Here is a 14,400-nt window from a genome sequence, read left to right as displayed (position 1 = left end):
TCCTCAGTCATCCCGCAGAAATTGCCCGCCCCGGTTCCGCATTCTCCGACCCGGCCATCGCCCTCGCTACGGCGGCATGTCCCAGCGAGGCGAGAAAGAAGATCGGAAAGAGCGCATACATCGCGAACTGGAGCGGAAATGCATGCCCTTGCCGCAGCAGCGCGTCGCTGATCGAGCCGATGAGAAGCGGCCCACCGCCCAGTGCGAATATGCCCAGGATGAAGAGAAGGATCGCCGATGCAGTGCTACGTTGCGACGGTGCAACCGTATTCTGCACGATTGCCAGCGCCGGGGGCAGATAGGATGCATAGAGCGCGAACGGCACGGTCATGAACAGCAAGGTCATCTGCCAGGACTGCGCATATATACCTGCGGCATAGAACGGCGCGGCGACGAGGAATGCGATCGCCGGGATAAAGCCGTACATGCGCTTGTCGCGCTGGCCCAGCCGATCGACAAGGTAGCCGCTGAGCACAGTTCCTATGGCAGCCGTGACGCCCGAGGCGACGCTATAATAGCTGGCCAGTTCGCCAAGCGTCATGCCCTTGACCCGCATCAACAGCGCCGGAGTCCAACTGAGCATGGCGTAGCCGATCAAACTGGAGAACGAGGCGGCAACCGCCGTCAGGGTCAGTTTCGGTTCGCGAATAAAGAGCTTGGCAGTGTCGGCAAAGGAGGCCGACTTGACGGATGCCTTGTCGTTTCCGCCCCGTTTGGGTTCGCGTACGACAAGAAGGATGAAGCCCGAGTAGACGACGCCTAAGGCTCCGACAGCCATGAACGCCCAGCGCCAGCCGTGCTCCGCAGCAATCCAGCCCCCCAGCGCGGCGCCCGCCGTGGTACCGATCGGCACGCCCAGGGAATAGATCGCCAGAGCGCCGGCGCGGCGTTCGGGAGGGAAGTAGTCGGCAATGATAGAGTATGACGGGGGCGACCCGCCTGCCTCGCCAATACCGACCCCAATCCGGGCCAGGGCCAGATGCGTAAAGTTCTGGGCCAGCCCGCATACGCTGGTGAACAGGCTCCACAATCCGCATGCCGCCACGACGATCCGGACACGATTGCCCCGGTCCGCCATCCACGCGACCGGTATGCCGAAAAGTGTGTACACGATCGCAAAGGCGAAGCCCGAAAGGAGGCCAAGCTGTGTATCGGTCAGCCCGAGATCGGCCTTCACCGGCTCGGCAAGGATCGACAGCAGTTGGCGATCCAGAAAATTGAGCCCGTAAGCGCCCGCCAGGACGGCGGCGACAAAATAGCCCTTGGCGGGACTGGAGCGAGTGGAATCCAAGTTCACGGTGTCCTTTCCGCCTCAGACCGCCTGAGCGATGAATGATCGGTCCGTTCCAAGCCGGGTACCGACGATCAGCTTTCCATCGGCGAATTGCAGGCGGTCCGCGCCGTCGAGCACGGTGTTGCCGCGAACACGGCCGATGGCTGCCCCGTCGCACGAGATCGCATATGTCTTGCGGGGATCGAGATTGGCGATGGCAAAGCGGGTGTCCACGGCCGCGGCTTTGGAATCCCGCAAGGACGCGGCGCTGAGAAGGGTCACGACCAATGCCTGCCTCTGCTTGTCGAACACGGCGCGCCGCACCAGGATATTCGGCCAATCCACCCCTTCGATCTGTGGTGTGTGGACGTCAGCCTCCGTCAAGGGGAGGTTGTAGAGCTTGCGGAAGCTGTCCTTCTCCACCAGATGGGCCGCCGTCATGAGTACGGCCCCGCCCCGTGACATCCGCGCCGGCCCAGTGCGCTCGTTTCGGTCGTAGAAAAACTCGCTGCCTTTCCACGTCGCCTGATTGTTGAACTTCGCGGCATGCCCGCGGATGTTGCCAAGCAATTCGCCATCCCCCATTTCCGCAGCCGAAATGGCCGCATAGAAGTAGAACGGCGGCGTCTCGCCCTTCTCCGGCGTGCCGGGCGACTGCCAGTTGTCCGCCTGGTTCGCGGCGGGACTATAGGGGTTGTGATGCAGGTGCCCGCCACGCACCTCCGGTTCAAGCTTCACACTCATTACGCCGTCAGTGACTGTGAAGCGCTTCTTCCAGTAGGGGTAATTCTCTTCGACCCATGCCGCGTTCCATGCGTTCACATAGGCTGCACTGCTCATCATCGTGTCGCCCATGGCAACCATGGCGCCCTGCTTCACATAGTATGCGCGCGGAATGAAGGGCTCACGCCCGCCCGGTACATGAGTTCCCACACGATAGAGGTCGCTGTGCTCCTGCCAGGCGCGAACATGGTTGGCGATCAGCCGCGCACCCATGTCACCGGACAGAAGCTGATCATACTGCTTGAAAGCCACGAGAGCCAGCTGGTTGCAATATGCGGGGTAAACGCCGTTGACCTCGCAAGCGACACCACGCCACTGTGTCTCCGCAAATCCGTCGTAAAGAACCTGCGCTATCTTCGGCAAGTCATAGCCGAATACTTCCAGACCATCCTTCGTCCAGTGCTTGAGAGCGAAAGAGTTTGGCTGCAGATACTTTCCATCGCGATAAAGCATCTGATGCATAGCCATCAGGTTCATGGTGTTGGCGCTATAATTGATGTTATCCCGGGCGATGGGATCGGCGGTGGGCTTGTCCCGACCCGGTACGCCCAGCGTATCGCGCGTTGCGACACCCATCGATTCCGCTTCCCAATAGGACCAGCTGTCGCGGTGCGCCATCTTCGCGAGGAAGCCCTCGAAACTGCGCTTGTAGAGTTCGCGGTAAGCGGGAAGCCGGTATTGGGTGATTGCCAGCGGCTGCAGCCACCAGCCGATCTGCCAGCGATACCCCTCATCCCCTCCCTGATAGGAGGATATGCCCATCCCGTACCATTCGCCCTCGGGTTGCGTGGCGATCCGCACGACATGGTTGGACGCGCCCAGTTGCTCGTCAGTCAGTGCATCGTAGTTCCGAACATCGAGGGTCGAAGTGGCAGCGAGCGCTCTGCTTGTCGGAATGACGGATGCGGCCGCGCCAAGGAAGCTACGGCGGTCAATGGTAAATGACATTTCTGCTCTCCCGATACCTGTTTTCGACCTACCCGGAGGCGGCGGGAGAGGTTTTCTCTCCCGCCGTAAGGTAGACGGTTCAGGTCATCACAGTCGTGCGCGCACGCCGATAGTGAAGTAGCGGCCGATAGGGTCCTCACCGTTCGTCGTGATCGGCCCAAAGCCGGGCGTGGCAGCCGGAGCAGCGAAAATACCTGGCCTTGTATCGAACACGTTCTTCACGTTGATGAAGAATTGCGTGTTGATCTTCTTCCATTCTGGAACATCAAACGTCAACGTCAGGTCAGTGAAAGCTTTGGCCGGGCTATCCGGGTAGGCGAAAGTAACGTTCGGAAGGGCAGTATGCTTTGTCGCACTATGCCACGTCGTCTGGGTCGCTACAGTGACCGGTCCTCGGGCATAACTGGCAAAACCGGTCACGCGGTATTTCGGAAGTCCGTCCACGCCCGCTGCGTTAAGAAGCGGATCGTTGGGAAAGAGAACCGTCGTGAACTTAGGCTGATAACTGCCGAGAGCCCTGAAGTTCCAGTCGCCGCCGAGGAAACTCACTCCATAGATGAGATCGACATCCACGCCGTGGGTTTTGCTATTTGCGGCATTCAGATAGCTCTGGAATACGCGCGTGGGATAGGCCGTTGGCGATGTGCGTTCGTAAAGAGAGCAAACCGTCGAAGTGAAATTGCTGTTGATGCATTGCTGCTGCACGGTGGCCGAAGTGCCATCGATGAGCGAGATCGCTTCCGTGATCTTGATGTTGAAATAGTCCACGGCGACACTGAAACCGGGCAGCCAGCTAGGCTTGTAGACACCGCCGATCGTATAAGTGTCCGCCTTCTCAGGGGCAAGGTTTGCGTTGCCGCTGCTTATTACGGTGGTGGTGTCGTTGATACCTGTGCGAAGATCATTGTATCCGGTCCGCGCAACCTGCTGAGCGCCGAAAAGCTCAGTCACGGTTGGTGCGCGAATGTCCCGGGAACGGGTTGCGCGGAAGCTCAGGGCGTCATCGACGTGCCAGTCGATCCCGGCTTTCCATGTCCAGACCCCACCGCTGGTGGAATATTTGGTATATCGGACTGCACCGTTCAGATCGAGAGACTTGGCAAAAGGCGCATTGGCGAACACGGGGATGAGAATTTCGCCGCCAATTTCCTTCACGTTAACTTTGCCCGCCGTATTGGCGAAGACATTCTGACGATATTGCGCCACAGGCGCTGCAGGGTTGCAGCTGAATCGCAAACCGGTGCAGTCCGTGAGTGACGTTGGTTGATTGTCGCTAACACCTCGCAATGACAGCGCGCGGTACTCGCCGTTGATCGCGACTTGCACGTCACCCGCAGGCAGCGCGAATACCGCGCCCTTCAGCGTGGCTGTAATTGTATCGAGCTTCTGCGTCGTCACGTTCGTCGTGTCGCCCCGCGTCCACGCCGAAGCAGCCTGGTTCTCCGCTGTCGGCCCGAAGACATTCAGCGGAAGGCATCCCGGATACAAACCCGGGTTCGTCAACGTCACGTTACAGACTACACGCTGGCCCGACGAGTTGAGAAGGTAATCCGTTCCCGTATAGCTGGCTGGTGCAGCAACCGCATCCAGAGCGGCGAAGAGACGCCCCGTGCTACCATTTCCTCGAATGATGTCGGTACGACGCACTTCATTATGCGCGTAGTCGATCGACCAGTTGAAGTTTTTGCCCAGCTTGCCGTCCAGCCCGGCATTACCGAATATGCTGCGGGTCGACGTGTCCTGTACGACACGCGGGACATTCATCTGGAACTTGCGAAACGCAAACGTCGAGATGCCCGCAGCGATCATTTGCTGCTGCAACTCAGGCGACAGGAATGCATTGCTGGACGAAATTCTTGCTGCAAGACCACCAGCCCCCCCGACGATGGGTTGGATGTAGACGCCGACGCTGTTGACGTCAGTGTAAGAACCTTGCGCATGCACATTGATGGCGTCTGTCAGTTCATAATCGGCTCGCAAGAAACCTTGCTTGGTCTCCAGAGACGCGGTGAGCGAACTCTCATAGTAGCCGCCTTCGCCGCCGCTTTCCACACCGCCGCCCGGGACGCCATGCACGAACTTCGTCAGCACGCCATCGGTCGAAAAATTGGTATCGTTGAACGCTGCCGCAGCAGCTCCAGTGACCGGTTGCCCTGAAGCGTCGAATGCCGTCGTGATCCGACCACCAAAGGTATAGGTCGCGGGAAGCCTGGAATCGGAAGTCAGCGTGTAGATGGGATTGGCTGCCGTCCCGCCCGTTGGAGTTGCGGTATAGCGTGCAGCGCCGTTACGACGGGATTTGTTGCTGTCGATCCCATCGCTCTTAAAGTATTCGAAACTTCCTTCAATGTGCCCGCGGCCCTGTGCGAAGGGAGTGCCAACGGCAAGGCCGAGCCGCTGCGACGCGCCGTCACCACGTTGACTGACACCGGATTGCGCAAGTCCCTTGATGCCGTTGAACTTCTTGTCGACCACAAAATTGACCACGCCGGACACCGCATCCGATCCGTAGACGGCGGAAACGCCACCCGTCACGACGTCGATGCGCTGAAGCAACATTTGCGGGATCGTATAGATGTCAACCGCACCATTTACGCCGGAAGGCGCCAGCCGATTTCCATCGAACAGCACAAGGTTGCGTACCGGACCGATCGAACGGAGGTTTAGGAAGGAGCTAGCCGAGAAGGAAGTCGCGCCACCAGCGTTAGTCGTGGCAGACTGGCTGCTTGAACCTGCAAATTGCGGCATCTTCAAGAGGGCATCAGCCACGTTCGACGGCGTCGTTTCCTGAAGCTCATCGGCAGTGACGACTGCAATCGTCGTCGGCGAATTGTTCCCGTTGGAAACAAGGCGCGAGCCGGTGACAATAATGTCGGCAACGGAAGCTTCTGCTTTTCCGTTTTCTTCAGCATCCACGGTCGCCTGAGCAGAGGCAGCCGTCGCATAAGCCGCATTTGCTGTGCAGCACAGCAACACGAATACGACCTTGGAGCGCATACGCATCAGATATCCTCCCCTTAGACCAGGAACCCCAATGGTTCCTGGCATCGTCTCTCGGCTTTTGCCGACGTTTACTTGGTAAGAATGCGCACTACTTCCACGCGGCGCGCATCGCTCACCGTTTGTACCGTAATGTATTATATTCGCTCGGGTTGCTTCTGATGCTCCCGCTAGCGAATGCGGCTACTTCGCCTATTCGTCTGCCCAAAACACGCTATCGGTCATAGGAGACCGCCGCGAGCGGAAACTATTCACGGGGTCAGTCTTGTCTGGAAACCCGAATGACGCCCCAAAGACGAAAACAGTATCATCCGGAATGTCAAACATTTCGCGGATCACTCCGCAGTGTTGAGCAAGAGCAGCCTGGGCAATCATCCCGATCCCGAGTGCCTCCGCTGCCAGCAATACATTGCTCAAATAGAGGCCGCAATCGACAGCGCCGTACGCGCCCATTTCTCGCTTTGTATGGATCAACAGCGCGTGAGGCGCGCCGAAAAGACGTTCGTTCTCGCGGGCTTGAAGCGCAGAAGCTGCACGGTCACCCTTGGCGATTCCAGCACTTTCGTAGAGCTGCCAGCCTACCTCGCGGCGGCGATCAAGACGTGCGCCAGAATAGGCGGTCGGGAACGGAAGGTCAGGCGGACTTAAAGGCTCAGGGCTATCAAAATCCGCAAGCAGCGCTTCCCGAAGCCGCTCCGTAGCAGCACCCGACGTCACGGTCACCTGCCAAGGTTGGGTGTTTGCCCATGAAGGCGTGAGTTGCGCAAGCGTGAGCATTTTTTCGATCAGCGGACGGGGTATTTCTCCTGGCAGAAAAGCCCGGCAACTCGATCGGTGCGCGAGTAGATCGGCAAGCACTGTAAACTGATCGGGTCCTTCCCCCAATGCCGCTCGCATCGCTACTCGTTCGCTGGATTCAATCACCTTGCACCCTCTCTCGCGGAGCCATTGAAACGTGCGTACATGATCGTGCTCTCAGGCCCAATTAACATGCACCATGTGTCGAATGCCAGTTTAACTCAGCGATTCGACACCGATTGTCCAATGACCAATCAATATCGTTCTGACAGTGCTGTCAATACGCCTGATTGACAGCACTGTCAAGTTTTCTAAGTCGATGTAACCTACTGTTTTACAGAAATAAACTTTTCTTGCCGCGCGATGGAATCGGCATATCATATCCGACAAAATGATCTGCCTGGAAAGGTATGGTCACCGGACCGGGAAGGAATGCGCTTCGTCGCTTTGTCTGACGAAAACATATGGAGGCTGCCGATAGGGACATCGCGTTCCAAGGCCGTCTGAGTTCGCGGTTGATCCAAGCATTGGGAGCTCTGTGCAATGGACATTCGCGAAGGTACTTAGCGGAAAAGACAGGAAATTAACAAAGATGCGTTACTTAAGAGTCGAAAACGACGGCCCGGTCACGAAGGTCACTCTCAATCGTCCGGAGGCAATGAACGCAATAAATGTAGCGATGCACTATGAGCTGGACGAAGCATTCAACGCTTTCGCTCAGGATCCGAAGCAGCTTATCTGCCTGATTACGGGGGCAGGCGACAGAGCCTTTTGTGCGGGCTCCGATGTCAGGGCGGCAGCTGAAGCGGATAGCCCGATCGCAACATACCCGGCCTCCGGATATGGCGGCCTGACCCGCCGATTCGATTGCGACAAACCGTTTATCGCAGCCGTCAACGGCGTGGCGCTCGGCGGCGGTTTTGAGATCGCGCTGGCATGCGACGTTATAATAGCGTCCGAGCGTGCTCAGTTCGGACTGCCCGAACCGCTTGTGGGGGCAATCGCGCTCGCTGGCGGGTTGCACCGGCTTGCCCGGCGCCTTCCGCATAACATTGCGATGGGCATGATCCTCAGTTCCCGCAATGTAAGCGCACAGGATGCCGCCCGGTACGGCCTGGCCAACGAAGTGGTTCCACATGAAGAGCTTATGGCCGCTGCCGAACGCTGGTGCAGCGATATCCTGAAAGCTTCGCCAGTGGCGGTTCAGGCTTCCAAGGCGATCGTCCGTCGCGGACTGGCCGAAGTGGACGTGGAGGCGGCGTTGGAACGACAGGATACATATCCCGAATACATCGCCTGGAGCACAAGCGCCGATTTCAAGGAAGGTCTCAGCGCTTTTGCAGAACGCCGACGGCCGGTTTGGACGGGCATTTAAATAGGGTTGAGCCCGATCGGGAGTGGCAGGCGGCCCCATCCCGGCGGGTATCTGAAGCTGGAGTGGATTTCATGAGTGACTGGAACGGCGAGGCGATCATCGCGAATACCATCTGCAAGGGACCGGAGGTCGCTCACCAGTCCAACCTGGGCAAATACCGTGTCAGTCGGTGGAGGCAGTTCGTAGGAAGCTATTCTCTACCCGCACTGCCCGCTCCGATGTTCGTTGTTCACCTGTCTGGCAAACGTGACGTGCGGTTCTGGGATCGGGATGGCTGGAGTGAAGCGACCTCCTTCCCCGGCGCCGCAACGATCGTGCCCGCCGATACCCAAACCCGCTGGCTCGTCGACGGTGAACTGGACGTTCTGACTTTCAGTCTGAACGAACCGGTGCCTAGTGGGCAACGCAACGCTTTCGGCAAAATGCGCTTCGCCTACTCGGATCCATTGGGCAGTGCTCTGGCCGAACAGATCCTGAGCGAATTCTATAACGATGAACGGGACGAACATAGCGCCTATCTCGAACACCTTATGTCGATGCTGTCCATGCACGTTTCGAGCGGCCGCAGTTCAGCCGGTAAAGCAGCCTATCCCACATCAGGGATATCATCGTCCCGGATTCACACCGTAATCAACGCCATCAATGACGACCCCGCCAAGCGGCATAGCTTGTGCGATCTGGCGGATCTTGTCGACCTAACGGAATCGCACCTTAGCCGAACATTCGCGCAGGCCATGGGCGTCAGCCTGCATGCCTACATCCTGAAAGCCAGGCTGGACCGTGCAAAACGGCTGCTTTGCCGAACGGATATCTCCATGCAGCGCATAGCGCAGATGTCGGGCTTTTCCGGTGCCAGCCAGTTTGCTCGTGCTTTCCGACAGCATGGGGGCGAAAGCCCGACCAGCTACCGAAGCAGGGTCATTTCGGCCGCCCACTGACCTTTGGCTCGTAGTAGAAGGCCCCGCGGTCCCGGTTGACCGCGGGGCCTTGTGCATCAACCTGCGATCAACCGCCGGACTTCGCCGAGCGGGTCGCTTGCAACGCTGCTCTCCAGGTTGAACAGCATCGTATGCCTCTTGGCCAAGTCGTAACGCGGCCAGGCCGGAATCTCTTCGCAGTCCGGCCTCCCAGTACGTGCGAATGCTACCCAGGCCGGCATCATCTGCTGGCTCATGCGAGCCGGTCCATCACCGGGCCCCACGAATACGCGCATGCTGTCATAAGTGCCAAAAACGATCGGAACGTCGATGGCATGGGCCGCGCGCATGGGCACACCGTTGCGTCGGGTCAGCGATTCCCAGTCGAAGCGGTACATGAACACCGGAGCCGGCTGGCGCGCCTTCATATCCGCGACCTTGACCGTGTTGATCCAGAACATCTGCGCGGTGATGAGTTGAAGGCTGAGTTCGCCCGGCTTGTAGCCGGGGTAAGAAGCGCGCAACGCCGGGATAAGCTGCGCCGCTTCCGAAGGAAACGCCTCGCGGACTCGCTGCTCGAACTGCGCGTCGGTTTCCTTGATGATGGTAGCAGAGTCCGGGAAGAAGTTCGCCTCGTTCCTGGCTGAGCCGATCATCAGAGGAATCTGTCCGATGGCGGCAGGTGCTCCGCCATCGAACGGCATTCGCGGCAATTCGACACCATCGACCGTTGGCGAAAATAGCCCGGAAAAGAAGCCTTTCGGTGCTTTGTCGCGCACCTTTGCGATCGCCGCGTCCTGAGCCTCGAAGATCTTGCCTGCATCGACTTTCGACAATGCGTCCACGTCTCCGGCAGATACGCCGATGATGTCGGTCAGGGCCTGCCCCAGAGCCTGGCCGTATTCGTTCGAGTTGGCCGAAAGAACGGCGCCGCTTTGTATGATGGCTTTCTGGAAAAGCCCGGTGGCCGCCGGCATGTTGAGCAGAAGCGACAGCTTTCCCCCGCCCCCGCTTTCGCCGAAGACGGTGACGTTCTGAGGGTCTCCACCGAATTTCTCGATGTTGGCTTTTACCCAGCGCAATGCGGCCACGATATCCAGAATGCCTGCAATACCGGAAGACTTGTATTCCGGGCCCCAACTATCCGGGAGTTGCGTATATCCGAACACATTCAGCCGGTGCGTCACCGTGACGATGACCACATCCTGCTGAGCGATGTGATCGCCGTAGTATACCGGACGCCCCGGCGCGCCTTCCCAGAATCCGCCTCCGTGCAACCAGACCATGACGGGCCGCCTGGTGTTGTCGAGGCCTTTGGTCCACAGATGCAGGTAAAGGCAATCTTCGCTATGCGTCTCGCTCGGCAGCGAACCCGCACCTGCCGTCTGCATGGCGGCATCGCCAAAGTCCGACGCTTCGACCACCCCGGCCCAAGGCTTCAATGGTGGCGGAGGCCGAAAACGCAATGCTCCGACAGGCGGCGCGGCGTAGCGCAATCCCTTGAAGCTGTAGAGACCTTCGGGCTGCATTCGCCCACGTACCTTGCCTGCCTTTGTCTGTACGATCGGCGTTGGCGCACCGACAATGGTGAGAGCGAAGCCATGCGTAGCGCTCATGAACCCCGCGAATGCTGCGGAAGTCAGCAATGTTCTGCGCGACAGGTCGATCGACATGATAACGAAGTCCTTTTTCAGATCATTGATCGGGCGCCAAACCGCCGCATTACATGACATCTCTCGGCGACATTCTGCGATTCCGCCACGCAAGGGCCTTTACCAGGCGGGCGTGGCGTTTCCTGTCCAGCGGGTAGAAAGAAATCAGTGCGACGGCAGCGGCGGCGAATGCCAGCGGAGCGGCCAGCATCATCATTCGCAGGTTCGCCAAAGTTTCGGGAGTCTGGGGCTGGTTCGCCACATAGCCGATCTTGGTCAGAACCTCACCAAGCAAGCCGACTCCGAAGCCGAGAGCGGCTTTTTGCACGAGCGAGACAAAGCCGAACAGCATACCTTCGGCACGCACCCCCGTGCGCCATTCGCCGAACTCTACTGTGTCGGGTATCATGGCCCAGAACGTAAGATATCCTGCGCCGGTCGCGAATCCGGAGATCACAAGGATGCCCAGCAACAGATCCGGTCGGTCCATCGGCACGAACCAGAATGAAGTATAGGCGATGCACCCCAGTGAAGGGCCTGACATCGCCACAGCCCGCTTCGATGTGCGCTTCATGATCTGCGTCCAGAACGGGATACTGATCATGGCGCAACCGGTAATGGTGGCAAGAGCGGTGCCTATCAGGTCGGGACGTCCTACGCCGTACTTGAACAGATACGGGATGGCCTTGCTGAAAAACGTCGATGCCATGGCTGTCATCAGCATCAAACCGCCGACGAGCCAGAACGCGCTATTGGCGCGCAGCATCCGGATCATGTCGGCAGCGCTCGGTAACTTCTCTTCCTCGGCGGCAACTTCCTCCGTGGTATTCAGGAAGGTGAACCAAAGTATCAGTGTCGCAAGGGTCCCGAAAAGGAGCGCAACGAACAGGAAACCGCGCATCTGGTCGCCACCGCCGAATGCTTTGACAAGGTCCAGCGTGAAATACGAAATGATGAGCCCCGCGCCCGTTGCAGCGACCATGCGGAAGCTCGCAAGGACGCCTCGCTCGTTACTTTCGGACGTCATCACTGCCGACAAAGAAAGATAAGGCATCGATACGATGGTGTAGCAGGTTCGGAAAAGCATATGGACCGCAAGCGCGTAGATCGTCAGTGCCGTGCCAGTAAATCCTGACGGCAGGAAGATAAGCGCCCAAGCAATCGCGAGCGGCACGGCCCCGAACAACAGATAGGGCCGGTAACTTCCCCACCTCGTGCGGGTGCGGCTTGCAACATAACCCATGAACGGATCGAGAACCGCATCCCATGTAAGGGCCGCAGCGAATATCCAGCCACCTGTTGCGGGCGAAAGGCCCACTACATCGGTATAGTACAACAAGAGATAAAGACTGGCGGTGGTAAAATAAAGATTGAAGGAGAGATCGCCGATACCATAGCCAAAACGCTTTCTGAACGGCAATTCCGCGCCCGACGTCGTCATGCCTTTCAAGCTTCTTCCCTCCTTCACCCAACAAACTCCCGATGTCAAAGCAATGCCGTTTGGCTAAAGCGTTATGCCTGCCGACAGCGGCGCAGGATCCGCAGACGACCGCGCGACGATGATGCGGTACTCGCCGGCTTCCATTTTCCAGCCGTGAGTAGCTACGTCGCGGTACGCGAGACTGCCCAGCGGCACCGCGAGATCGACGATTTTCGTTTCGCCTGGCGCCAGGGTCACGCGATTGAACGCCTTCAGCGCTTTTGCCGCTCGCGGCTTGATCGTGCCCGGATACCCTACGTAAAGCTGCACCACCTCGTCGCCTGACACATCCCCATCGTTGGTCACGCCGACAGAGGCATGGATGGTATCGCCCGACACGCGTGCGCGAAGCGATCGGTAGGCGAAACGGGTGTAGGAAAGTCCGAAGCCGAACGGATAACGGGCCACCAAGCCCTCCTGCTCGAACTTCGCATAGCCGTGCCAGTACCCGTATTCGATGGCGTCGGCGTCACGGTCGAAGAAAGGATAGTCCTCGATCGATTTCGCCACGGTCAGCGGCATGCGCCCCGAAGGGTTGGCCTCGCCAAAGAGTAGGCGGGCAAGTGCCGTGCCCCCTTCCATGCCCGAATAGAAGGTCTGGAGGATCGCAGAAGCTTTGTCTCGCCACTCCTCGACCAGCACGGCAGACCCCGCAACGATCACGACGACCACCGGTTTGCCCGCCGACGCGGCGGCCTCTATCAGCGCAACCTGTTCGGCAGGAAGGGAAAGGTGTTCACGATCTCCGCCTTTCGATGGCAGGTCGGCAGCGGTTTTTCCTTCTTTTTCAAGCGCCTCTTTTTGATCGGCGCCAAAGGTCAGGCCGCCCGGTACATATTCCCCCTCTTCAAGAGCAGTGCATCCCACCACCACCACGACCGCGTCGGCATCCTTCGCCACGGCAGCAGCGTGGTCGATGTCGCTTTCATCCGCCGTCAGGATCGCATCCTCGCCAAGATGGCGGCGCAAGCCCTCCAGCGCGGTCACGACATAGGGTGAACGGACCATGCTGGACCCGGTATCCCCCGTGTTCTCGATCGCTGCCAGACGCCCGAGAACCGCCAGCCTTGCAATGCTGCCTCGTTTGAATGGCAGAACCCCGTCGTTCTCAAGCAGAACCGCGGATTTCTCGGCGCTTTCCAGAGCAAGCCGCGTATGGGCATCGCTTGCGACCAGTTCCATGTCATAGCCCGGCAAGGGGTCTTCGGCCGACGCAAAGCGGTAGATGACGGTCAGTATCCGGCGGCACGCCCGGTCGATGACGGTCGGCTCCACATGCCCCGCTTCAACTGCCGCGATAAGGTTCTCCCCGAACACGGCGGGCTCGGGGTTCTCGATATCAAGGCCGGCAGCGGCGCCGTATACGGCGTAGACCCCCCGGATCCAGTCGGAGTGCACGAAGCCGTCAAAGCCCCATTCCGTTCGGAGGACGTCGGTGAGGAGGTAGCGATCCTGCCCGACATATTCTCCGTTTACCTTGTTGTACGCGGACATGACGGTCGCGATGCCGGCGTCGACTCCGCGCTTGAAGTGCGGCAGGTAGATTTCGTGCAGGGTTCGTTCGTCGAGTTGGACGTCGACCTTGAAGCGGGCATTCTCCATGGAATTGAGTGCGAAATGCTTGAGGGTGCCGATGACATTGTGGGCCTGCACCCCCAGACCCAGCGCAGCCCCCATTTCACCAAGATGGTGGCTGTCTTCTCCGTAAGTTTCCTGCGCCCTCCCCCATGCCGGATGGCGCAGGAGATTGATGCAAACTGCGCCGGAGAGGTTCGCGCCCTGTGCGCGTGCCTCGATCCCCATGACTTCCCCGATACGGCGCTCCAGCGCGACATCGAAGCTCGCCCCGCGTGCGATCGAACACGGGAAGCATGTTGAATTGCCACGCGATACGCCCCTCGGGCCGTCAGTGAAGTAGAGCGCAGGAACTCCCAGCCGCTCGATGCCGCCGCCGGCGCGATAGGCGTGCCCTCCCCATCTCCGGCCGCTCTCTGCGTACTGGGCGAAAAATCCCTTGCCGGACATCATTCCAACTTTTTCCGCCAGGCTTGCCTCTGCGAGGATGAGGCTGATCGTTTTCTCGATCTCCTGTTCGGTCATGCCCTTGCGGGGCTCGAAACTCGTCATGGGCATTCCTTCCTCAATTTGGTTGCGGCCACCGCGCCGGAATATCC

Annotated in this window: 9 protein-coding genes; 2 read left to right on the top strand and 7 right to left on the bottom strand. The window is 59.0% G+C overall.

Going from position 1 to position 14,400, the window contains the following annotated elements:
• Positions 1 to 7 precede the first annotated feature (7 nt).
• The 4 genes from L284_RS33640 to L284_RS0124010 all read right to left on the bottom strand — a co-directional run bounded on the left by L284_RS33640 (position 8) and on the right by L284_RS0124010 (position 6,928).
• The gene (locus L284_RS33640) at positions 8 to 1,291 is read right to left on the bottom strand and encodes a spinster family MFS transporter (RefSeq protein ID WP_160172112.1); all 1,284 of its coding nucleotides are present in this window, start codon (positions 1,289 to 1,291) and stop codon (positions 8 to 10) included.
• Between the two features lie 21 nt (positions 1,292 to 1,312).
• Positions 1,313 to 3,004, bottom strand: a complete 1,692-nt coding sequence (locus tag L284_RS33635; protein WP_021233714.1) for a linalool dehydratase/isomerase domain-containing protein — start codon at positions 3,002 to 3,004, stop codon at positions 1,313 to 1,315.
• Between the two features lie 87 nt (positions 3,005 to 3,091).
• Positions 3,092 to 6,007: a TonB-dependent receptor domain-containing protein gene (locus L284_RS33630; protein ID WP_160172111.1), complete on the bottom strand. Its 2,916-nt coding sequence runs from the start codon at positions 6,005 to 6,007 to the stop codon at positions 3,092 to 3,094.
• A gap of 189 nt (positions 6,008 to 6,196) precedes the next feature.
• Positions 6,197 to 6,928: a nitroreductase gene (locus tag L284_RS0124010; protein WP_235054343.1), complete on the bottom strand. Its 732-nt coding sequence runs from the start codon at positions 6,926 to 6,928 to the stop codon at positions 6,197 to 6,199.
• A 412-nt stretch (positions 6,929 to 7,340) separates the two neighbouring features.
• On the opposite strand from L284_RS0124010, the gene L284_RS33625 reads away from it, so the two are divergent.
• Both L284_RS33625 and L284_RS33620 read left to right on the top strand, forming a co-directional pair.
• Positions 7,341 to 8,177 (top strand): enoyl-CoA hydratase-related protein, encoded by an 837-nt coding sequence (locus L284_RS33625; RefSeq protein WP_235054342.1) that lies wholly within the window; start codon positions 7,341 to 7,343, stop codon positions 8,175 to 8,177.
• Positions 8,178 to 8,248: 71 nt separating this feature from the next.
• Positions 8,249 to 9,115, top strand: coding sequence for a helix-turn-helix domain-containing protein (locus L284_RS33620; RefSeq protein ID WP_021233709.1), 867 nt, complete (start codon positions 8,249 to 8,251; stop codon positions 9,113 to 9,115).
• A gap of 56 nt (positions 9,116 to 9,171) precedes the next feature.
• Here the strand turns inward: L284_RS33620 and L284_RS33615 are convergent, their stop codons facing one another.
• The 3 genes from L284_RS33615 to L284_RS33605 form a co-directional block, all read right to left on the bottom strand.
• Positions 9,172 to 10,767 carry a carboxylesterase/lipase family protein gene (locus tag L284_RS33615; protein WP_160172110.1) on the bottom strand — a complete coding sequence of 532 codons (1,596 nt, stop codon included), beginning with the start codon at positions 10,765 to 10,767 and terminating at the stop codon, positions 9,172 to 9,174.
• Between the two features lie 49 nt (positions 10,768 to 10,816).
• Positions 10,817 to 12,187, bottom strand: coding sequence for an MFS transporter (locus tag L284_RS33610; RefSeq protein WP_021233707.1), 1,371 nt, complete (start codon positions 12,185 to 12,187; stop codon positions 10,817 to 10,819).
• A 63-nt stretch (positions 12,188 to 12,250) separates the two neighbouring features.
• Positions 12,251 to 14,326 (bottom strand): beta-glucosidase family protein, encoded by a 2,076-nt coding sequence (locus L284_RS33605; protein WP_160172109.1) that lies wholly within the window; start codon positions 14,324 to 14,326, stop codon positions 12,251 to 12,253.
• Between the last annotated feature and the right edge of the window lie 74 nt (positions 14,327 to 14,400).

The sequence above is a fragment of the Novosphingobium lindaniclasticum LE124 genome, from assembly GCF_000445125.1.
GTDB lineage: Bacteria > Pseudomonadota > Alphaproteobacteria > Sphingomonadales > Sphingomonadaceae > Novosphingobium > Novosphingobium lindaniclasticum.
The sequence above is the reverse complement of the archived record's forward strand: the minus strand, read 5'-3'. Positions and strand labels throughout refer to the sequence as shown.

Coding starts and splice junctions, on each gene's coding strand:
- L284_RS33630 (WP_160172111.1), bottom strand. CDS start 6,007: ATGCGTATGCGCTCCAAGGTCGTATTCGTGTTGCTGTGCTGCACAGCA.
- L284_RS33615 (WP_160172110.1), bottom strand. CDS start 10,767: ATGTCGATCGACCTGTCGCGCAGAACATTGCTGACTTCCGCAGCATTC.
- L284_RS33635 (WP_021233714.1), bottom strand. CDS start 3,004: ATGTCATTTACCATTGACCGCCGTAGCTTCCTTGGCGCGGCCGCATCC.
- L284_RS33605 (WP_160172109.1), bottom strand. CDS start 14,326: ATGACCGAACAGGAGATCGAGAAAACGATCAGCCTCATCCTCGCAGAG.
- L284_RS33620 (WP_021233709.1), top strand. CDS start 8,249: ATGAGTGACTGGAACGGCGAGGCGATCATCGCGAATACCATCTGCAAG.
- L284_RS33610 (WP_021233707.1), bottom strand. CDS start 12,187: ATGACGACGTCGGGCGCGGAATTGCCGTTCAGAAAGCGTTTTGGCTAT.